This window comes from Streptomyces sp. NPDC005722, from assembly GCF_040630935.1.
Taxonomy (GTDB): domain Bacteria; phylum Actinomycetota; class Actinomycetes; order Streptomycetales; family Streptomycetaceae; genus Actinacidiphila.
This window is the reverse complement of record NZ_JBEXYN010000028.1, coordinates 92,810-112,954: the sequence shown is the minus strand read 5'-3', so window position 1 is coordinate 112,954 and position 20,145 is coordinate 92,810. Positions and strand designations below refer to the sequence as shown.

Here is a 20,145-nt window from a genome sequence, read left to right as displayed (position 1 = left end):
GACGCGCCCGCGCCCGCGGGGGGCGCGGGGCGGGCGCCCCCCCCCCCCCCCCCCCCGCGCGCCGGGGGCCCCCCCCCGCCCCCCCCCCCCCCGCCGACGACTCCCATGTGCGACCGTTCCGCCACGTATCTACGCTTTGGTTGTAAAGCGCGTCGAAGAGACCGGGAGGTGGGCCCGATGGCGAAGGTGCTCTTCATCGTCAGCGGTGCGACGTACTGGGTGCTCAAGGACGGCACCAGGTACGCGACGGGGTACTGGGCCGAGGAGTTCGCGGTGCCCTACAAGAAGGTCACGGAAGCCGGCCACGAGGTGGTCGTGGCGACACCGGGCGGCGTCGTCCCGAACGTCGACATGATGAGCCTGCGCCCCTCCATGGCGGGCGGCGAGGAGGGCGCCCTGGAACTCGAGGCGATCATCCGTTCCGCGGAGGCGATGCGGCGGCCGCTGGCGCTGGCGAACGTCCGTCTCGAGGACTACGACGCCGTCTACCTGCCCGGCGGCCACGGCCCGATGTCGGACCTCGCGTACGACGCCGACGTCGGCCGCCTGCTCACGGCACAACTCGCCTCGGGCAAGCCGCTCTTCATCGTGTGCCACGCCCCCGCCTCGCTGCTGGCCACCCGCATCCACGGCGAGTCGCCCTTCAAGGGCTACCGGTGCACCGGCTTCACGAACGAGGAGGAGGAAGCCGTCGGACTGGCCCCCCGCGCGACGTGGCTGCTGGAGACGGCCCTCAAGGAGGAGATCGGCGTCGACTACAGCCGCGGCCCGATCTGGGAGCCCTACATGGTGGAGGACCGCAACCTCGTGACCGGCCAGAACCCCCACTCCTCCGCGGTCCTGGCGGACCGGCTCCTCGAAATCCTCAAGTGACGGCTTCCTGACCGTCCCGGGCCGGTCCGCGGGCGGGACGACGCTTCTTCGTCCGGTCGCGACCCTGCCCGGCTCCCCCGACACGGCGCATGATTGGCCCCCTGACACCAGAAGTCGGCCAGGGGGACGCCATGCGCCGTACCATCGCCATCTGCGTGACCGCCGTCCTGTTCACGGGAGGCGCCGCCGGCTGCACCGACGAGCCGAAGAGCCCGGGCGCCGAGAAGAGGGAGAGGTTCCTCGACGCCGCGCATGCGGCGCACTTCGAGAGCTGGGCGGAGAAGGGGCCCCCTGACGACGAGCTGGCCCCCTTCCCGCGGAAGTGGTGCGACGCGCTGGCCGCGGGCCGCAGCGTCGCCGACATCCTCAACCCGAGGGTCCTGTACCCCTTCGGACCGCAGTGGGGCACGAAGGACGAGGACGCGAAGGAGTTGCTGGTACTGGGGGTGGACGTCTACTGCCCGGACGCCAAGGCGCGGGTGGTCGAGGAGCTGCGGCAGGGCGGCGCGTCCTGACCCGACGGGCGGCGGCGCGGTTGCCTCTCCCCCGTCCACGACCAGGGTGCCCGTACGGGAACGCGCCCCCGTCCTTCCGCGCGGGAAGGACGGGGGCGCGTTCCCGGGCCCGCTCCGGGGCGTCTCATTCGCCGGCTGGGTCCTCGGTCTCCCAGCGCAGCAGGTCGCCGGGCTGGCACTCCAGGACCTCGCAGAGCGCGGCCAGCGTCGCGAAGCGCACCGCCTTGGCGCGGCCGTTCTTGAGCACCGCCAGGTTGGCGGGCGTGATCCCGACGCGGTCCGCGAGTTCGCCGACGGACATCTTCCGCCTGGCCAGCATCACGTCGATGTCGACGGAGATCGGCATCAGATCACCTCGTCCAGCTCGGCCTGCATCTGCTTCGCTTCGACGTCGCGCGCGACGGCCTGCGCGAGCAGCATCCGCAGGACGAGCACGAGCAGCGCGACCCCGAGGATGGCCACGCCGATCCCGCCCATGATGACGGTGACGCCCGGGTCCTCCCGCTGACCCGGCGCGTTGATGGCCGTGACGGTGAACCAGACGAGGGCCGCCGCCACGATCGAGCCGATCACGACGTCCACGTACCGGAAGGCCGCGTGGGAGAAGACGGTTCCGCGGCGCACCATCGTCACCAGCCGCCATACACAGACCCCGGCGACCTGGACGGACACCATGCCCAGGATCGTGACCAGGCGCAGCGGGGTCAGCGGGAGCGTCCCGTCCTCCGGATCGGTGGCCAGCGCGAACACCATCCCCACCTGTATGAACACGGTGCCGGCGAGCACCACCACGAGCACGGCGCGCAGCGCCCCCACTGTCAGCTTTCCCACAACCCATCCTTCCATCGACTTCCGATGGAAATCTATCGAGTTTCGATAGATGAGGCAAGGTGCGGGACGGACGGGCGACGGCTTCGGCGCGCAAGCACGGAGAGGTGGTCCGGGCGACGCGGACCGTGCCGGCGGGCGGGTGCTCCACGGCACGAAGGACTCCCGGCCCACCGGCAGGCCCGCAGTCGCAGGGCTTCCGCCCGGCCTGCCCCGGCCGCACACTGTGGCGGTGAACTCGTACGAAGCCACCCCCGCAGGGCACGGGCCTCTTCCGCGCAGGCCGGTCCTCCCCGACCTCGCCGCGGCGCGGGAGCGGGGTCCGGACGACCTGCTGGAAGCGAGGTGGCAGGGGCTGATCCTGAGCCGGCGGTGGATGCGCGAACGTCACGAGTCGCTCAGGCCGGGACGTCCCTACCCGGGCATCGTCCCCCTCCTGCACGCCGCGTACGCGGAACCGGGACTGCGGCGGCTCTTCCCCTTCACGAGCCACTTCGTCCTGTGCCTCAGCAGTTCCACCACGCACCCGTACGACGTGCGGGTGCCGTCCGTGGAACCGTTGCGCGACGGCCGGTTCCGCGTCCGTCAGCCCCGCAGTTCCACGGTGATCGGCCACACCGGCACCCCCGAGGAGGCCGTCGCCCTCGTCGCCGCCCGCCTTCCGCCCGGGCCCGGCCCCCGGCCGTAGCCCGGGCAGGGACGGACCCCTCCCGGGCCCTTCCCGGACCCGGGCGCCCGGGTGGCCGGATGGCCGGATGGCCGGATGGCCGGCCCGGCCTCAGGGAACGAGCACGATCCGGCCCGGCAGGTTGCCCTCGACCAGCCGTGCGTGGGCCTCCACCGCCGCGTGCAGGGGGTAGGTCCGTGCCACACGGGTCCGCAGCACCCCCTCGTCGGCGAGCCGGGACAGCTCGGCGAGCAGGGCACCGTCGGCCCGCACGCCCATGGCGTCGACGCGTATGCCGCGCTCGGGCCGGGGTTCCTGGCCGGGCCACAGACCGGCGTAGGCGCCTCCGTCGCGAACGGCGGCGAGCGCGTCCGGTCCCAGCCGGGCGGCGTCGAGCACGCCGTCGAAACCGGCTGCCCGGGCGGCTTGTCCCCGGGCCAGGAAGTGGTCGGCGCCGCGGGAGAGGAGGAACTCCTCGTGCACGGCGGAGTCGAGTCCGGTGACCTCCAGCCCCTGCCGGTGGGCGAGTTCCACCGTGTGGGCGCCGACGCCGCCTGCCGCCCCGGTGACCAGCAGACTCCCGCCCGGCACCAGGGAGAGCAGGTGCAGCGCCTGGGCGGCGGTCGTCGCGTTCAGGGGAAGGGTCGCGGCGTGGACGTCGTCGAGGGTCGCGGGGGCCGGTGCGAGGGTGCCGGCGTCCAGGACGACGTAGTCGGCGTGGGTGCCGAGCGGCTTGTGATGCCCCGTGGCCAGGGCGATGACACGGTCGCCGGCCGACCAGGACGTCCCGGGCCCGACGGCGTCCACGGTTCCGGCGACGTCGAAGCCGAGGCCGATGCGCTCCCGGCCGCCGAAGACGCCCGACCGCATGGCCGCGTCCACGGGATTGAGCGCCGCCGCCCCGACCTTGATCCGGACCTGGCCCGGCCCCGGGACGGGCACCGGGTGTTCGGTGATCTCCACCGCGTCGGGGCCGCCGAAGCGGGTGACGGTCGCGGCACGCATGAGCATGGTGTTCTCCTGCCTGAGGGGGTGTGGTGACACGTCGAGCGCCGCCGGACGATGCACGGCGGGCGGGTCTCCGGGCGTGCGCACGCCTGTGACCCGGCTTCTTACGTTTGGTGCGCAACCACATGATGAGTCAGCATGAACGGCGTCACAAAAGGCACAGGCGTGTGCGCAACCGGAAGGACATGGGCGTCATGGACGACGGCACGACGGACGAGCGGCATGCCGTACTGGCGGGTCCCTGCGCCCGCTGGCCCATGGAGAAGGGCGAGGGCATCCGGCACATCGTGGACCGGGCCGGCGACAAGTGGACCGTGCTGGTGATCGGCACACTGGAGCACGGGCCCATGCGCTACACCGACCTGCAGCGCTCCGTCCCGGGCATCTCCCAGCGCATGCTCACGCACACCCTGCGCCAGTTGCAGCGCGACGGCCTCGTCACCCGCACCGCCTACCCCGAGGTGCCGCCGCGGGTGGAGTACGCGCTGACCGACCTCGGCACCACCCTGCTCGACGCCGTCACCGTGCTGATCGACTGGGCCGGCACCCACCACGACGAGATCCGCGCCCACCGTTCCCGCTTCGACGAGGCGGCCACGGCCACGCCCTGACTCCCCCCGCACGACCGCGCGTTGACGGACCCGCACGTCGACGATCACCCGACGGCCGCGCGCGGCCACCGGGTCCGAGCTCTTCGCGAACCCGGACACCGGGGACATGCACGCCGTGCCGGCTCTGCCCTAGGGTTGCGCCCGTGCCAAGAACCACCTCCCCCTCCCCCGCGACCGCGCCCTCGGACGCCCGGAGGACCGGGGCATGAGCCACGAAGTGCCGGCGGACCTGCTGGAGATCGCCGACGCGCTGCTGCCCGGCGCCCCGCTGGACCGGGCGCTGTTGGCCGCCGACGGCAACATCCATCACGTCGTGCTCCTCCCCGGGGTCGCGGCTGTGCGGATCGCCAGGCGCCCGTCGGCGGCGGAGGCCCTGCCACGCCGGACGGAACTGCTGCGCGCGGTCGCGGCGGCCGGACTGCCGTTCGCCGTACCCGAACCGCTCACGCCGGTCAGCGACTTCGACGGCCGTACCGCGGTCGCCGTGTCCTGGCTCGACGGCGCCGCACTGCCCGAAGGCGAAGGGGACCCGGAACAGATCGGCGAACTCCTGCGCGCCCTGCGGGAGACACCCCTCACTCCGGCGCTCCGGCAGGCCCTGGCTGGCTTCCCGGAACAGCCCCCCGCACGCGGCTGGGCCCACGTCCTGGCCGACGACGTCCTCCCCCGGCTGCCGGCACGCTTGCGCGACGAGGGCCGGCGCCGCCTGGACGCCGCGCTCGCCCTGGGTCCCGTCCCTGACGCGCTCGTCCACGGCGACCTCGGCGGTTCCAACGTCCTCTGGGGACCGGACGGCAAGCTGACCGGCGTCCTGGACTGGGACCTCGCGCTGCCCTTCGACCCGGCCGTCGACGCCGCCTGCATGGCCTGGCACGGCTGGGACACCGTCCGCGAAGCCGTCGACCACGAGACCTACCGGCGCGCACGCGTCTGGGACCGGACCTTCGGCATCGGGCACCTGATCGCTGTCCTGCCCGGGAGAACCCTCTCGAACGTGGACGGTTACCTCGACCACATCGTGCCCTGGCTCGAACACGACGCCCGTGAGGACGGGAGCGGGGCGGCGGGCGCCGCAGGCCTAACGCGGCCAGGGCCGTGAGGACCGAGGGCCGCGGGTGTCAGCCGGCCCTGTCCGGGCCGGAGCCGTAGCGGCGTTCACGGACGGCGCCCACGACCCGGGCGACCCGGGCGTCGAAGGCGTCGAGTTCCTCCGCCTCCGCCGCGTCGGGGACGAACACCCGACGGTCGCACGGGACGCCTGCCCGCCAGATCCGTTCGACGGCCCGGGTCCCGGTGACGTCGGTCAACGGGTCGCCGGACACGAGGAGGAGGTCCGCGCGCCGGCCGGGCGCGACGAGCCCGCGGTCGGCGAGGGCGAACACCCGCGCCGGAGCGGCGGTCGCGGCGTCCAGCGCCTGGGCGGGCGTGAGGCCGCAGCGCGTGAGCAGTTCCAGCTCCCTGTGCAGGCTCGCCCCGAACACGGTTCCCGGGTTCGGGGCGTCGGTGCCGGCCAGGATCGTCACGCCCGCGCCGGCCAGCCGGCCGACGTTCTCCTCCGCCCGGCCGTAGGGCGGCGACCGCCGTCCGCGCCGCCCCGATGGGCCGGAGGTCAGCCGCCGCAGCTGCGCGTCACCGAGTTTCGCGGCCAGTCGCGGGTCCGCGGCGACGGCGGCCCCGCCCGGTTCGCCGAGGACGTTCTCGAGGGTCGCCAGCGTCGGGCCGACCGCGATCCCGGCCTCGGCGATCCGCCCGGCCAGGGCAGCGTCCAGTTCCCCGTCCACGGGCACATGGGCGATGACGTCGACGCCCGCCGACACGACGTCCCGCACCCCGGCCACCGAATGGGCGTGCGCGACGACCACGAGTCCCCGGCGATGTGCCGCTGCGGTCAGCGCGGTGATCGTGTCCAGGTCCAAGGACGGCGTCGCCCACGGGCCCGCCGCACCCGGGGGGGCGAAGACCTTCAGGTGGTCCGAGCCCTCGGCGACCCGGTCCGCGACGAACCGCTCGGCCTGCCCCGGGCCGGTCACGGTCGGGAACGGGTCGTACATCATCGAGGGATGGCCGCCCGGCGCGGTGGCACCGACGCCCGCGGAACGCACGTCGGCCACGTCCGGCCGGGCGGCGGCCCGCCGCTTGGCCGCCGCCATCACCTCGGCCTGGCTGAACATGTCCAGTGCGGTGGTCACACCGAAGGTGAGCCCCTGCGCCAGAGCGCCGGGCACCAGGTGGATGTGCGCGTCGATCAGCCCCGGCAGGAGGGTGCCGCCCTCGGCGTCGACCACCTCGTCGCCGTCCTGTGCGGTGGGAGCGGTGGCGCAGTCCGTGAGGACGCCGTCGGCGAACCGGACCGACGTCCAGTCCCGCAGCCGGGTGCCGTCGAAGACCCTCGCGTTGACGATCGCCGTTGCTCTGGGCACGTGGCCCCTCCCGGACGGATGTGCTCGATGCTGACCGGGCGGGACGGTAGAGCGTCACGCGAGGCGAGGTCAACCGGCCGCGGCGGCCGGCGCGGGGCGATCGTGGGTTCGCCGCCTGCGGACGGAATCAATCGCGGGCCCCGGGCGCTGGGGAGTGGGTGAAGAAGATCGGATTCCTCTCCTTCGGCCACTGGTCGGACAGCGAGCATTCCCGGGCCAGGTCGGCCGCGGACGTCCTGCGGCAGTCGATCGACCTCGCGGTCGCCGCCGAGGAGATCGGCGTGGACGGCGCGTACTTCCGGGTGCACCACTTCGCCCGGCAGGCGGCCAGCCCGTTCCCGCTGCTCGCGGCGATAGGCGCGCGGACCTCGAAGATCGAGATCGGCACCGGCGTGATCGACATGCGCTACGAGAACCCGCTGTACATGGCCGAGGACGCGGGTGCCGCCGACCTCATATCGGGCGGACGGCTGCAACTGGGCGTCAGCCGCGGTTCACCGGAGCAAGTGATCGACGGCTGGCGCCTGTTCGGCTACGAACCCGCTCCCGGCGAGTCGGCCGCCGACATGGCCCGCCGGCACACCGAGGCGTTCCTCACGGTCCTCGGAGGCGAGGGATTCGCCGAGCCGAACCCGCGGCCCATGTTCCCCAACCCGCCGGGGCTCCTGCGGGTCGAACCGCACTCCGAGGGGCTGCGCGACCGGATCTGGTGGGGCTCCGCGTCGAACGCGACCGCCATCTGGGCCGCCGAGCTGGGGATGAACCTGCAGAGTTCGACGCTCAAGGACGACGAGACGGGCGAGCCGCTCCACGTCCAGCAGCGCAAGCAGATCGAGGCGTACCGCGAGGCCTACAGGAAGGCGGGCCACGCCCGGGAACCCCGGGTGTCGGTCAGCCGCAGCATCTTCGCCCTGACCGACGACCTCGACCGGGCCTACTTCGGCCGCGACCGCAACTCCCGGGACCAGATCGGCATGATCGACGACACGACCCGGGCCGTCTTCGGGCGCTCCTACGCCGCGGAGCCGGAGGAACTGGTGAGGCTGCTGCGGGACGACGAGGCGATCCAGGCCGCGGACACCCTCCTGCTGACGATCCCGAACCAGCTCGGGGTGGACTACAACACGCATGTGCTGGAGAGCATCCTCACGCATGTGGCGCCGGAACTCGGCTGGCGCTGACCACCGGCCGACGGGCGGGGGGCCGACGGGCCTCCCGCCCGGGCCTCCACGGTCCTGCCTGGGCGCCGGTTGGACGGGCCGTCACTCACGCACGGCCGCCTCCCGGGGCAAGCCGTGCCTGACGGCGGGAGGCGCGTCCGGCCTGCGCGGGGCACGGATGACCAGGACGGCGAGCAGGACGGCGACGGCGGTCACGGCGGCCGCCACGGTCATGGCCGCGTTGTAGCCGGAGGTCAGGGCCTGGGGCAGGGCCTCGTGGCTGAGCGAGGAGGTCACGGTCGCAGCGGCGCCGGAGATGACGGCCAGCCCGAGCGCACCCCCCGCCTGCTGGGAGGTGGTGATCAGACCCGAGGTGACGCCCGCCCAGCGCGCCGGGACCCCGGCGGTGGCGGCGGCGTACATCGGGGCGAAGCTCATGCCGTAGCCGAGCGGCATGACCAGCAGCCCCGGCAGCACGTGCACGAGGTAGCCGCCGTGCACGGGAAGCCGGCTGACCCACAGCATCCCGGTGGCGACCAGGGCCGGGCCGAGGATCAGGAACGGCCGGAAGCCGAAGCGGCGGACCAGGCCGGCCATCCTGGTGGAGGTCAGGCCCAGGACGACGGGGAAGGGCAGGAAGGCGAGCCCGGTGCGGACCGCGCTGTAGTGCTCGACGTCCTGGAGGTAGAGGGTGAGCAGGAAGAACATGCCGAGGTTGCCGGCGAAGACCGCGGCCATCATGCCGTTCGCGCCCGAGACGTTGCGGATCTTGAATATCCCGAGGTCCACCAGCGGCTCCCCGGCGCGCCCCTCGTTGACGGCGAAGGCGGCGAGCAGGATCGCGCAGGCGGCGAACCCGGTCAGGGTGCGCCCGTCGGTCCAGCCCCATGCGGGCGCCTGGCTGAAGGCGAGGACCCCCGCCATCAGGCCGGCGGTGGCCAGCACCGCGCCGGGCGCGTCCGGCAGGCCGCGCCGCCCGGCGCGTTCGGGCCGGTGCTCGGGGACGAGACGGGGCACGAGCGCGAGGACGGTCAGGCCGACGGGGACGTTGATGAAGAAGTTCCAGCGCCATCCGGCGTACTGGGTCAGCACGCCGCCCAGGAGCAGTCCGACCGCGGCCCCACCGGTGGCGACCATGGACCAGTAGCCCAGGGCGCGGGCGCGCCGGTGCCCGTCCGGGAAGAGCACCAGGACGGTGGACAGGGCCGCCGGGGACATGACGGCGGCGGCCAGGCCCTGCAGGCCGCGCAGCACGATGAGCAGCGGCACCGAGGAGTTCACCCCGATCAGGAACGAGACCAGGGTGAAGGCCGCCATGCCGGCGATCAGGGTGCGGCGGCGGCCGAGCAGGTCGGCGATCCGGCCGCCCAGCAGCAGGAAGCCGCCGAACGCGAGGACGTAGGCGGTGACCACCCACTGGATGGTGCTGTCGCCGAAGTCCAGTTCGCGTTTGATCACGGGCAGCGCGACGTTGATGATCGCGGTGTCGAGCACCACCATGAACTGCGCCGTCGCCACCAGGGCGAACACCGGCCAGGGACCGACAGCCCCGGGCATTCTTGCCGTGCGCATGACAGATTCCTCACGGTAGGGCTTCCGGCGGGGGCGCGCGGAAGCGAAGAGGGAGGTGGGGAGAGCAAGTCGGACGGTCCGCGTCTTCGCGCCGTCCGTCCGCCGGCGGTTCCGGGTGGCCGTACCCGCGTGAGGGGCGGCCCTGCCGTCAGCTCAAGCGGTGACCGAGGAGTTCACCCTCGGACTCCAGGCGACCGGCCGCGGCGTCGTCGCCGGCCTGCACGGCGCGCCAATAGGCGACCCGGTTGTCGATGTAGCGCTTGCGGGCCGCGAGGCGCCGCATCTCCGCCTCCAGCGCCTCGCCGTGCCCGGCCAGCATCTCGATCTTCATGGCGACCGTCTCGGAGGAGTGTCCGCGCGCCGCCATCAGCGCGCGCATCTCCTCGATCCCCAGACCCGCGGCCCGGAGGTGGGCCAGCGACTCGATGCGCGTCAGGTCGCCGCGGGTGTAGGCGCGGTGGCCGCTGGAGGCGTCACGCGCGACGGGATCGATCAGCCCGATCTTCTCGTAGTACCGCAGCGTCCAGCCGCTCAGCCCGGTGATCCGGGAGACCTCCTGGACGCTCAGGACCGCCTCCGCCGCCTGCTCCGCGGTGCGCTCGCCCCGGACCGCCCGTGCTTCGTTCATGCATCGAGTATCGAGAACTTGGAGCGCTCCAAGTCAAGCGCCGGCTGCCGCCGGCCGCCGAACGCCTGCGGGGCACCGCGGAGCGTACGGACCCACTGGCGGCACGGCGGCCGCGTGCCCGTCCTCGGAACGCCGGGCAGGCGTCTGCCCCGCCCGCGGGAATCGCCGGCGGGGCAGGTGGCGCCTGGGGCGCGCCCGGTGGGGTCACTCCGTACGCAGGCCGTCCGGCCGCATCATCCGCCACAGCGGCGGCAGACTCGCCACGGTCACCAGGAGCACGACGGTCGCACCGATGCCGGTCATCGCACCCACCGCCGCCCAGTCGACGTCCACCGGGCGCCTCACCATCCGCAACAGGACCGCGCCCAGCGCCAGGCCCGTGCCGCAGGCCAGAGCGAGGCCGAGGACGACCGGGACCGCGGTCTGCCACAGGATCGACACGCTCAGGGTGCGGCGACGCGCGCCGAAGGCGACCAGGGCCGCCAGGAGCTTCCTGCGTTCCCTGAGTTGTTCCAGCTGGGAGACGAAGAGGCTGGCGCCGATGAGCAGCAGGACCGCGCCGGAGCCGACCAGCAGGCCCTTCTTCACGGCGGCGAAGCGGTCGTCCACGTGGACGGCCACCAGGGTCATCGGCACGAGCAGCGCGTGCGCCTGGGCGGCGGCGTTGCGGACGTGCTCGAAGGCGTCGGGATCGGCCGGGTCCACGGTGACGAAGGTCTGGTAGCGCAGGGCGCCCGCCGCCAGGTGCGGGAGCGCGGAGGGGGTGGCGAGGACGCCGCCTCTCGGGGAGCCGCTGGGATCCGGGCGGGGATCCACGAGGGCCGCGTCCGCCGGCACGGTCCAGCGGACGGGGTCGGTCCTGTCGGCCTCGTCGTAGGACGGGGCGACGAAGAACCGCTGTCCCGGCTTGCCCGTGGGACCGGCGTAGTCCATCCCCTTCCGTGGTCTGATCAGGAACACGTCGCCGTCCTCACAGGTGCGGAGCCGGGCGACCTCCTGCAGGGAAGCGCAGTCCGCGACGGTGAGCGAGGCGGTCGTACCCGGTTGGTGGGCCTTGTCGCCGAGCTCCGTCGAGGCGAGGGTGAGGGCACGCCGTACCCCGTCCGCGGCGGCGATCCTCTCGGTGATCCCGGGAATCCGGGAGGCCTCCACCTGGGAGGGGACCAGCACCAGTATCTGGGCGCGGTCGAGGTCGGCGCCCGTGGACCTGCGGTAGTCGCCCTGTACGCCGGTGAACAGGGACTGCAGGGCGATCGCCCCCGCCACCGCGACGGCGATGCCGTTGACCGGGCGGACCGCGATGCCGCTGGTGAGCTGGAGCCGCCGGACGGCGAGCTGCCAGGCGACGGAGCCGCCGCCGAGCCGGCTCACGGTGGATTCGACCAGCCAGGGCAGCAGGGCGGTGACGCCGATCAGGAGCAGTACGACACCCCCGATGACCTGCTGCTGGTTGAAGGGCTCGTCCTCGGAGTGGCCCATCAGGGGGGTGAGGAGGGCGAGACCGGCCAGTGAGGGCAGGACTCGCCACCACAGCCGACGCTGCGGAGGTCCGGCGGTGCGGACCACACCGAGCGGTTCGATGACCACGCCGCGCATGGCGAGGAGGGTCACCGCGACCGAGGCGGCCGGCACGGCCAGGACGACCAGCAGTCCCAGGGACGGGCTCAGGTGGACGTCCGACGGGAACAGCCCGGTGTCGAACACGCCGACGCGATCGGCGAACCGGCGTCCGGCGAAGAAGAGGGCGAGCCCGACGGCGAGCCCGAGCACGGTGCCGCCGAGCGCCTCACCGGCCGCGATCCTGCGGGTCGTCGCCGCGTCGGCGCCCACCAGGCGCAGTGCGGCCAGCCGCCGGTCGCGGCGTTCACCGCCGAAGCGGACCGCGGCGGCGATGAAGACGGCCACCGGCACCAGCAGCACGACGAGGATGATCATCGTCAACAGCAGGAGTACGGGGTCCCAGGGCTGTTCCTGCGGGGCGTTGCCGAAGCCCTTGATCTGCTGGACGAAGTCGTCGCCCGGCTTCATGGTGTCGTCACCCGCGTAGTAGACGAGGTCACGCGGGCCGAGCAGGCCCTCGTCCCCGACGGTGCCGACCCGTTCGTAGGGAAGCCGGGGTGCCAGAAGCTCGCCGTCGGCGGAGTCGAGCAGCGCGGCCAGCGCAGGGGAGAGCACCATCTCGCCGGGGCCGGGGAGGTGGCTCACTCCGGGCGGCAGCGGGGCGTGGGCGCCTTGGGGGCGCACCAGCCTGCCCCAGACGCCCTTGTCCCGGAAGACGCTCTCGGCCTCCCCGATGAGCAGGGTGTCGTCGCCGGCCTTCTCGGCCGTGACGTAGGTGCTGCGCGCGTCCCCCCGGTGCTCGCGGGCGTCGAGGGCGTTCGGGACGGCGGTGGCGAACAGCAGCAGGGCGACGCCGAGGCCGACGCCCACGGAGGTCAGCAGGGTGCGCATCCACCCCTCCCGGCCGCCGGTGACGGAGAACCTCGCGCCCGTCAGGAGGTCCTGCGTCCAGGTGGTGCCACGGCTCATGCGGCACGCTCCGCGGTGCGGGACCGGCCGTCGCGTACGACGACCTCACGGTCGGCGTAGGCGGCGACGCGTGCGTCGTGGGTGACCAGGACGACGGCGGCGCGGGTGGAGCGGGCGGCGTCGGTGAGGAGTTCCATGACGCGTTCGCCGTTGACGGAGTCGAGGGCCCCGGTGGGTTCGTCGGCGAAGAGCACCTTCGGCCCGGTGACGAGCGACCGGGCGACGGCAACCCGTTGCCCCTGGCCTCCGGACACCTCCCCAGGCCGCTTGTGGCCGAGGTCGGCGACCTCGAGGCGTTCCATCCACGAGCGCGCGGTGTCCTCGGCGTCCTTGCGCCTGACCCCGTTGAGGCGCAGGGGCAGGGCGACGTTCTCGACGCAGGTCAGTTCGGGCACGAGCTGCCCGAACTGGAAGACGAAGCCGAAGTCGCCGCGGCGCAGGGCGCTTCGCGCGGCGTCGCTCATCGCGGACAACTCGCGTCCGGCGTAGGTGATGGTTCCCGAGTCCGGAGTGACGATGCCGGCGAGGCAGTGCAGAAGGGTCGACTTGCCGGACCCGGAGGGGCCCATGAGCGCGACGATCTCGCCGGAACGTATGGCGAACCCCGCGCCGTCCAGCGCGGTTGTGGCGCCGTACGACTTGCGCAGGGCGACGGCGGCGAGCAGGGAATCCGCGGCGGTCATCCGCGTACCTCCTTGAGGAGGTTCCCGAGCGCGAGCCGGCACAGACCGGCCTCGCACGGGAACAGGGCGTGTCCGCAGAGGAATCGGCCGGCGAGGACGCCGTACGGCATGCGGTGGGTCAGGGCCCGCATCAGGCTCGGGTGCCGGGCCGTGGGCAGGTCCCCAGGGCCCCGGGCGCTGTGTGGGGCGAGGACATGCGAGCACTATACACATCACGTATACACGCGATGCATACGTCAGCGGACGCCTCACGCACCACCACCGCCACCCCGCCCCTCGCGACGTTCCGCCCACCGAGCCGGGAGGACGGACCGCGACCCGGCCGGACGTCACACCGATTGACCCTTTCGAGATCCGGCCGCACCCATCACGGGAGCGAAATGCATTCACCGGAAGGCCTATTCAGGATATGCGCGACGGCGAATTGAATATGAGCGCCAATTTGACTTCCTGTCGAGAATGTTTATTGTTAAACAAGTGCTTCCGGAACCCGCCGGGAGCCTGTTCGAGCAATCCGAGGAATGACACCGTGAAGAACATCATGGGTATGTTCACCGCCGCGCTCGCCGTGGCTGCGACCGGCGCGACCCTCTCCGCGTCCCCCGCGGCCGCGGCCGACAACTGCCGGGCGGGATACCTCTGCCTGTACAGCCAGACGAATTTCCCGTACGGGGCCGGCGCCGGCTACATCGTCGGCAACGGCGTCTCGAACAGCGACCTGCGCTACGCGCATTACCCCGAGAACAACGACGTCGTCAACGACAGCATCTCGTCGGTCATCAACAACACGGGTCACACGATTCGGCTGTACGAGAACACGGGCTACCAGGGGCGCTACATCAATGTGGCGCCGGGCGGCCGGATCGCGGACATGAAAAAGAAGGCCCTCGTCGTCTTCCACGGCGACGGTTCGATTTTCGCCAATCCCGGCGAATTCAACGACGTCACGTCTTCCTTCAAGGCCCTGTAGGCGCCATCGACGGCTGACGGCCCGGCCCTGCCGCCCCCACCGGGCGGCAGGACCCGCGGTTCGCTCGGCGAGCGTCCGGCGGCGCCTGGCGTCGAAGGCGCGCGGTCCGTACGTCGACCGCGAGCTCAGGGAGCGGCTCGCGGCCTGGCTCGCGGGACGCTGAGGCCGGGGCCCCGGTCGTCCCGGCGACGCCCCGGCCCCGACCCGGCCGCTACTTGGCCGTGCCCAGCGCGGTGTCCGTGGGCTTCGGGAGCAGGAACCCGTCGACGTAGAGGTCGACGTGCTCGTTGTAGAACGCGACCAGGCCCGCGATGCGGTTGGCGTGGATGGTCGGGAAGTCGTACCCCCAGGCGATGTCCTCGTGCGAGCCCGTGTCGCCGTCGAACGACCAGTAGCCGCTCGTCGTCCCCTTGTACGGGCAGCGCGTCACGGTGTCCGAGCGCCGCAGCCGCGCCCAGTCGACGTACATGCGCTCGATGTAGTAGCGGGTCGGGAGGCCGGTCTCGAACAGCTTCACGCAGTTGGGCGCCTCCGCCAGCACGACCCCGTCCACCTCGACCCGGACGCCGCTCGACGAACGCAGCGCGTCCACCCGCGAGTAGGGGCTCCTGGGGTGCACGAAGACCGGCTCGTCCTCCTCGAACCAGAAGTCCACCGCGTCCCATTCGAAGCGCACGGTGCGGTGGAGGGCTTCCGGGGCGTCCTCCTCCCACACCCACGCCGCGCCCTCGCGGACCTCCGGTCCGATCCGCAGGGCGTGCCGCCGCGCGGAGCCCGCGCCGTGGTGCTCGCTGTGGTGCTCGTCGACGAGCACGCCGTCGACCAGGTCCCCGACCGGGATGCTGAACTGCGGGTAGGCCCGCCACTCCCAGACGTACAGGGCACGGCGGGTGTCGAAGACGACACGTCCCCCGACCAGCCCCCGGACCCTGCGCGGCACCGGCTCGACGTGCCCGACCGGGACGATCAGGCTCGGGTGCAGGACGCTCTCGTTCGCCATGGTGGTGACCTCGGTCCACTCGTTCCTCTTGCGGCCGCCGCGCACGGCGTGTTCCGTACGGCGAACGGCCGCGGGCATCTCCCGAGGGGAGACCGACCGCAGGGGGCAACCGTGACACGCCCCGGGCCTCGGGGGCTGACGGCGACGCGTGCGGGCCGGAGGCGGACGCCGGTGCCGGGCGGCCCCCGGCGTCCACGGCACCACCCCGGGCGAGGCGCGCGGGGGCACGCGTCCCCCGCGGCGGCCGGCCGCGTCAGCCGCCCCAGGCCTCGGTGAACCTCAGGGGGTCGTGGAAGTACTCCCTGGACCACACGATCCTGCCGTCCTCGACGCGGAGCATCGCCATCAGGTCGAGCGCCTCCAGCACCTGGCCCTGAGCGTCGAGGATGTTGTCGGTCCTGTGCATCAGGACGACGTCCCCGTCGGCACGGACGCGGTGGACGTCGATGCCGAAGCCCTCGGCGCCGAGGACGTCCCGGGCGCGGCGCAGGTCGTCCAGCAGCGCGTCCAGGCTGTCCACCGGGTGGTCGTTGGAGGTGACCGACCGCCAGCTGACGTCGGGGTGGACGAACCGCTCGCAGGCGGCGACGGCATCCTCGTAGGTGGGGCCGAAGGCGGCGCAGAAGTCACGCGCCACGTCCATCGGCGATGCGGTGCTCAATGCCTTACATCCTGTTCGTATCGGGCCGGGCGGCTGCCCAGGGCCCTCACTCCCATCCGGCGGAATCGGCTGCCCCCGGAACGGCGGTCGGCGCCCACGGCACATCGCGCCGGGCAAGCGCGTGCCGAAGGTGCTCCCAACTCGGCCTCACAGCCCGGAACCTGATGCTTCCCCTGGCTCGGTAGGGCGGGCGCGAAGTTGACGCAAGGACCATACGCCATAATCGACCGGTCACCTATTCCGGTCGGCGCTCTGCTCGCATGATGAGACGCCACCCCGCCCACGGCGGACGAGGGGTTCCGGCCGCACCCCTCCGCATCTGCTTGACGAATCAAGCACACCCTGGGCTCGATCGTACCGGGTCCGGGCACCGGGCCGTCCCGGTCGCCGGAATCGCGGAGGGGGCGCGCGCCGCCGCGTCGCTGTGACCGCCTGACGATCGAACATCTCCCTAGGAAACGGGACATGGCAGACGAATCAAGAGTCGCACAACGCCCGGTGGCCATCACGGGCGCCGGGACGGGCCTCGGCCGGCAGGATCACGCCGACCCTCTGCGACATCACGGACGGGGCGGCGGTGGCGCGTTGGGCGAGCCGGGGCACCTCAGCCGTGGGCACCGCGGGTCTGGACGTGCTCGTGCCTGAGGAGCATGGAAGCCGGTGGGAAGACCATCGAGCAGGCGCTGGCGGAGCTGACGGAGCTGATCGACACGGCGCCGCCCCCGGCCCCGGATCCCGGTGGGCGAGGAGGCCAGGGAGATCCTCCGCATGGTGCGGGACTCCCCCGCGGCGGAACTCGACGCCCTGCGCCGGGAGCTGATCGGCCTGACCGAGGGCTGAACCGCGCCCCGCAGCGGAGCGCGGCTCGCCCAGGTGCGGGCGGCACCGGAACAGGCCCGGCGCGCCCCTGGGGGTGCGCCGGGCCTGCCGCGTGCCCGTTACGGGTGTTCGTCGGCGTTCCCGCCGTCCTCCTCCTGCTACGCGCCTACCACCAGATGACGGCGTATCCGTCGCCGCCGTCGAGGGCCGGCTGCAGGGCGACCAGGGCACCGTTGCCACCCGTGCCCGCACCTGCCGGACTGGGTTCGACGATGCCGTTCACCGCGGGCCGGCCACCCTGGCCCACCACGCCGCTGCTCACGGGAGGCTGGCCCGCCGCGCCCGGACGGGTCGTGCCGCTCGCCGAACAGGTACCCGTTCCACCGGGACTGGGAGTGGCCGTGAGCGAGCCGGCGTGTCCGCCGGTGCCACCGGTGGCGGTCGCGAGGGGCCCGCCGGGGCCGGACAGCGTGGTGGTCGTACCGCCGACGCCGTCCGTGGCGATCGTCGAGGAACCGGGACCTCCTTGGCCGATCGTCACGGTGTACGGCGTGCCGGGCGTCACCGGAACGGCGCACCAGGCGAAGCCGCCGGCACCCCCGCCTCCGCCGAGGACGAGGGGGACGCCGATTCCACCGCCGCCGCCCCCGGCGCCCCACACCTGGACGAAGACCTTGGTGACGTCGGCGGGCGGGGTGAACGTCCCGTTGGCGGTGAAGTCCACCAGGTCGTGGGGTGCGGCGCCGGCCCCGGGCGGACCCTGCGGTCCGGGGTCACCCTGCGGTCCCTGCGGTCCGGGGTCACCCTGCGGGCCCGTACCACCGGGGTCACCCTGCGGACCCTGCGGCCCGGGAGGACCCTGCGGACCCGTACCACCGGGGTCACCCTGCGGACCCTGCGGCCCGGGAGGACCCTGCGGACCCGTACCACCGGCAGGGCCTGCAGGACCGGCGGGACCCTGCGGCCCGGGGGGCCCGGGAGGACCGGGGCGGCCGGGATAGCCGGGATAACCGGGCCAGCCGTGGTGACCGTTGTGTCCGTAGCCGGGGCGGCTCGGGCAGTACCCGGGGAAGTAGGGGAAGAGGAAGCACGGGTCGGCGAGACCGCTCCGGGCATCGGGCTTCACGGCGCCCGCCTGACCGGCGTCGGCACCTTCCGCATGGGCGGCACCTGTCACAGCACTGGACGCAAGGGCCACGCCGGCGGCCATCGTCCACATCCGCAGAAGACCTCGGCGCCGCCGTTCGGACGCCTCAGAAACGGCTATTCGGGACAACACGTCACCTCCAGGAAGGGGCTCGCGGGCGCGCGGCCGAAGCCGTCACCAGGAGAGGGAACCGTCAGGGACAGCGGCGAGCCCACAGCAAGAATCGCCCTGGGTAATCAGGTGTGCACATTCAGTAGCCAAGTGGGTGACGGGGCGTCGCATTCCCCGCGCGGAGCGCCCGCCGGGCAGCCGGCGGCAACGGGCGGCCCCCGACCCGCGCCAGGGGTCCTGGCCCACAACGAGGCCCTGAGAGGCCGCCGTTGCCGCACCCCCTCCCCCGCACCACATATTCGTTCACAGAACCTAGGGCCCCTAGGTTAGAGTGAAGCCTCCTAGGAAACAGGAGGGCGCATGGCACGAGCCGGACTGACGGCGGAACGGGTGACGGTCGCGGGCGCCGAACTGGCGGACGAGGTCGGCCTCGACCACGTGACCATGTCCCAGGTCGCCCGGCGGCTCGGCGTCAAGGACGCCAGCCTCTACACCCACGTCCGCAACCTCGAGGACCTGCGGGGCCGCATCGCGCTCCTGGCCGCCGACGAGAAGACCATCCTCATCGCCGAGGCCACCGCGGGCCGCGCCGGCAAGGAGGCGCTCGTCGCGTACGCGAACGCCTGGCGCACGTACGCCCACCGGCACCCCGGCCGCTACACCGCGACGCAGACCCCCCTGCGGATCGACCCCGAACTGGCCGCCGCGGCCCCCGGACCACGACGCGCCGTCGAGCTGACCTACGGCATGCTCCACGCCTACGGACTCGCCGAACCCGACCTCACCGACGCCGTACGGCTCCTGCGCAGCACCTTCCACGGCTTCGTCGCCCTGGAAGCCGCGGGCGGCTTCGCCCACCGGCGCTCGCCGGAACACTCCTGGCTCCGCGCGCTCGACGCCCTGCACACCCTCCTGGAGCACTGGCCCCGGGACCGAGACGGAGAAGCAGCCCCATGACGACGACCGACCCCACCACCGGCACCCTGCGGGTGGACGGCGCCACCCTGCACTACGAGGTACGCGGCCGGGGCCCCCTCCTGCTCCTGGTCCCGGGAGGCACCGGCGGTGCCGCGACCTTCGAGGACGTCGCCGACGACCTGGCCGCCGAGCACACCGTCGCCACCTACGACCCCCGCGGCATGTCCCGCAGCACCCTCGACGACCCGGACGCCGAGCAGCACGTGGCCGAGCACGCCGACGACGCGCTCCGCCTCCTCGACCTGCTCTCGCCCCGCGAGCCCGCCCGCGTCTTCGGCGCCAGCTCCGGCGCGATCACCGCGCTCCACCTGCTCGCCGCCCACCCCGAACGCGTCGCAGGCCTCGTGGCGCACGAACCGCCGGTCGTGGAACTCCTCCCGGACGCCGACGAACACCGGGCGCTCGTCGCCCGCGTCCGCGACACCTACCGCGAGCAGGGCCTGATGCCGGCGATGGCGGCGTTCGCCGCGGGCATGAGGAAGGACGACGACGGCAGCGGCCCGGCGCCCGCGATCGAACTCCCCCCGCGCGCGGCGGCGCGGGTCCAGCGGACCGCGGTCAACCTGCCCCTCTTCGTCGGACGCGTCGTCCCGGCCTTCATGGCGTACGTCCCCGACACCGACCGCCTCAAGGCGCTGTCGGACCGGATCGTCCTGGCCGCGGGCGAGGACTCGCGCGGCGAACTCCCGCACCGCGCCGTCGCCTCCCTGGCCGAGCGCCTCGGCACCGGGCTGCGCCTCTTCCCGGGCGGTCACGTCGGCCTGACCACGCATCCCGCCGAGTTCACCGCGCGCCTCCGGGACGTGCTCGGCGGCCGGTAGGCGCGGTCCCGACCCGATCGGGTGCGGTGGGGCTGCGGGGCGGCCGGGGCGCCTGTTCGATGGGCGGCAGCAGTTCCCGGCCCGCTCCGGCGCCCCGGCCCCGGCGCCCGGCGGGGCCGTTCGTACGGGCCGACGGCCGGGCAG

21 protein-coding genes are annotated in these 20,145 nt (G+C 73.2%); 9 read left to right on the top strand and 12 right to left on the bottom strand.

The features are described 5' to 3' along the window. Positions 1–177: 177 nt before the first annotated feature. Both ABZ479_RS28035 and ABZ479_RS28030 read left to right on the top strand, forming a co-directional pair. Positions 178–873: a type 1 glutamine amidotransferase domain-containing protein gene (locus ABZ479_RS28035; RefSeq protein ID WP_500464144.1), complete on the top strand. Its 696-nt coding sequence runs from the start codon at positions 178–180 to the stop codon at positions 871–873. A gap of 131 nt (positions 874–1,004) precedes the next feature. Next, positions 1,005–1,388 carry a hypothetical protein gene (locus ABZ479_RS28030; protein ID WP_500464143.1) on the top strand — a complete coding sequence of 128 codons (384 nt, stop codon included), beginning with the start codon at positions 1,005–1,007 and terminating at the stop codon, positions 1,386–1,388. 124 nt (positions 1,389–1,512) lie between these two features. On the opposite strand, the gene ABZ479_RS28025 is transcribed toward ABZ479_RS28030, so the two are convergent. Both ABZ479_RS28025 and ABZ479_RS28020 read right to left on the bottom strand, forming a co-directional pair. After that, a complete protein-coding gene (locus ABZ479_RS28025) occupies positions 1,513–1,734 on the bottom strand; it encodes a helix-turn-helix domain-containing protein (RefSeq protein WP_499600494.1) in 222 nt (73 codons plus the stop codon). Then, positions 1,734–2,219 (bottom strand): DUF2975 domain-containing protein, encoded by a 486-nt coding sequence (locus ABZ479_RS28020; RefSeq protein ID WP_500464142.1) that lies wholly within the window; start codon positions 2,217–2,219, stop codon positions 1,734–1,736. Before ABZ479_RS28020 ends, ABZ479_RS28025 begins: the two co-directional genes overlap by 1 nt. Positions 2,220–2,448: 229 nt before the next feature. Here ABZ479_RS28020 and ABZ479_RS28015 point away from each other — a divergent pair, with 229 nt between their 5' ends. Beyond that, a complete protein-coding gene (locus ABZ479_RS28015) occupies positions 2,449–2,904 on the top strand; it encodes a DUF6193 family natural product biosynthesis protein (RefSeq protein WP_500464141.1) in 456 nt (151 codons plus the stop codon). A 90-nt stretch (positions 2,905–2,994) separates the two neighbouring features. Here ABZ479_RS28015 and ABZ479_RS28010 read toward each other — a convergent pair whose 3' ends face one another. Beyond that, positions 2,995–3,888, bottom strand: coding sequence for an NADP-dependent oxidoreductase (locus ABZ479_RS28010; RefSeq protein WP_500464148.1), 894 nt, complete (start codon positions 3,886–3,888; stop codon positions 2,995–2,997). Between the two features lie 197 nt (positions 3,889–4,085). Here ABZ479_RS28010 and ABZ479_RS28005 point away from each other — a divergent pair, with 197 nt between their 5' ends. Further along, positions 4,086–4,502: a winged helix-turn-helix transcriptional regulator gene (locus ABZ479_RS28005; RefSeq protein ID WP_500464147.1), complete on the top strand. Its 417-nt coding sequence runs from the start codon at positions 4,086–4,088 to the stop codon at positions 4,500–4,502. Between the two features lie 205 nt (positions 4,503–4,707). Continuing rightward, positions 4,708–5,601, top strand: a complete 894-nt coding sequence (locus ABZ479_RS28000; RefSeq protein ID WP_500464140.1) for a phosphotransferase family protein — start codon at positions 4,708–4,710, stop codon at positions 5,599–5,601. 19 nt (positions 5,602–5,620) lie between these two features. Here ABZ479_RS28000 and ABZ479_RS27995 read toward each other — a convergent pair whose 3' ends face one another. Further along, on the bottom strand, positions 5,621–6,922 hold the full coding sequence (locus ABZ479_RS27995; protein WP_500464139.1) for an amidohydrolase family protein: 1,302 nt from the start codon (positions 6,920–6,922) through the stop codon (positions 5,621–5,623). A 158-nt stretch (positions 6,923–7,080) separates the two neighbouring features. Here ABZ479_RS27995 and ABZ479_RS27990 point away from each other — a divergent pair, with 158 nt between their 5' ends. Continuing rightward, positions 7,081–8,103 carry an LLM class flavin-dependent oxidoreductase gene (locus ABZ479_RS27990; RefSeq protein WP_500464138.1) on the top strand — a complete coding sequence of 341 codons (1,023 nt, stop codon included), beginning with the start codon at positions 7,081–7,083 and terminating at the stop codon, positions 8,101–8,103. 81 nt (positions 8,104–8,184) lie between these two features. On the opposite strand, the gene ABZ479_RS27985 is transcribed toward ABZ479_RS27990, so the two are convergent. From ABZ479_RS27985 to ABZ479_RS27965, 5 genes are all read right to left on the bottom strand, one after another. Continuing rightward, complete coding sequence (locus ABZ479_RS27985; protein WP_500464137.1) at positions 8,185–9,654, bottom strand: MFS transporter; 1,470 nt, start codon at positions 9,652–9,654, stop codon at positions 8,185–8,187. 148 nt (positions 9,655–9,802) lie between these two features. Beyond that, positions 9,803–10,282, bottom strand: a complete 480-nt coding sequence (locus ABZ479_RS27980; protein WP_500464136.1) for a MerR family transcriptional regulator — start codon at positions 10,280–10,282, stop codon at positions 9,803–9,805. 204 nt (positions 10,283–10,486) lie between these two features. After that, entirely contained in the window at positions 10,487–12,811 is a 2,325-nt protein-coding gene (locus ABZ479_RS27975; protein WP_500464135.1) for an ABC transporter permease, read from the bottom strand. After that, positions 12,808–13,494: an ABC transporter ATP-binding protein gene (locus ABZ479_RS27970; RefSeq protein WP_500464134.1), complete on the bottom strand. Its 687-nt coding sequence runs from the start codon at positions 13,492–13,494 to the stop codon at positions 12,808–12,810. The genes ABZ479_RS27975 and ABZ479_RS27970 overlap by 4 nt, the downstream gene beginning before the upstream one ends. Continuing rightward, positions 13,491–13,625 (bottom strand): hypothetical protein, encoded by a 135-nt coding sequence (locus tag ABZ479_RS27965; protein WP_500464133.1) that lies wholly within the window; start codon positions 13,623–13,625, stop codon positions 13,491–13,493. Before ABZ479_RS27965 ends, ABZ479_RS27970 begins: the two co-directional genes overlap by 4 nt. A gap of 398 nt (positions 13,626–14,023) precedes the next feature. Here ABZ479_RS27965 and ABZ479_RS27960 point away from each other — a divergent pair, with 398 nt between their 5' ends. Next, positions 14,024–14,464: a peptidase inhibitor family I36 protein gene (locus ABZ479_RS27960; RefSeq protein ID WP_500464132.1), complete on the top strand. Its 441-nt coding sequence runs from the start codon at positions 14,024–14,026 to the stop codon at positions 14,462–14,464. A gap of 211 nt (positions 14,465–14,675) precedes the next feature. On the opposite strand, the gene ABZ479_RS27955 is transcribed toward ABZ479_RS27960, so the two are convergent. The 3 genes from ABZ479_RS27955 to ABZ479_RS27945 form a co-directional block, all read right to left on the bottom strand. Beyond that, a complete protein-coding gene (locus tag ABZ479_RS27955; RefSeq protein WP_500464146.1) occupies positions 14,676–15,464 on the bottom strand; it encodes a DUF427 domain-containing protein in 789 nt (262 codons plus the stop codon). A 253-nt stretch (positions 15,465–15,717) separates the two neighbouring features. Next, on the bottom strand, positions 15,718–16,125 hold the full coding sequence (locus ABZ479_RS27950; RefSeq protein WP_500464131.1) for a nuclear transport factor 2 family protein: 408 nt from the start codon (positions 16,123–16,125) through the stop codon (positions 15,718–15,720). 985 nt (positions 16,126–17,110) lie between these two features. After that, positions 17,111–17,668: a glycine-rich domain-containing protein gene (locus tag ABZ479_RS27945; protein ID WP_500464130.1), complete on the bottom strand. Its 558-nt coding sequence runs from the start codon at positions 17,666–17,668 to the stop codon at positions 17,111–17,113. A gap of 894 nt (positions 17,669–18,562) precedes the next feature. Here ABZ479_RS27945 and ABZ479_RS27940 point away from each other — a divergent pair. Both ABZ479_RS27940 and ABZ479_RS27935 read left to right on the top strand, forming a co-directional pair. Next, entirely contained in the window at positions 18,563–19,159 is a 597-nt protein-coding gene (locus ABZ479_RS27940; protein WP_500464129.1) for a TetR/AcrR family transcriptional regulator, read from the top strand. Next, positions 19,156–20,001, top strand: a complete 846-nt coding sequence (locus tag ABZ479_RS27935; RefSeq protein WP_500464128.1) for an alpha/beta fold hydrolase — start codon at positions 19,156–19,158, stop codon at positions 19,999–20,001. The genes ABZ479_RS27940 and ABZ479_RS27935 overlap by 4 nt, the downstream gene beginning before the upstream one ends. Positions 20,002–20,145 lie beyond the last annotated feature (144 nt).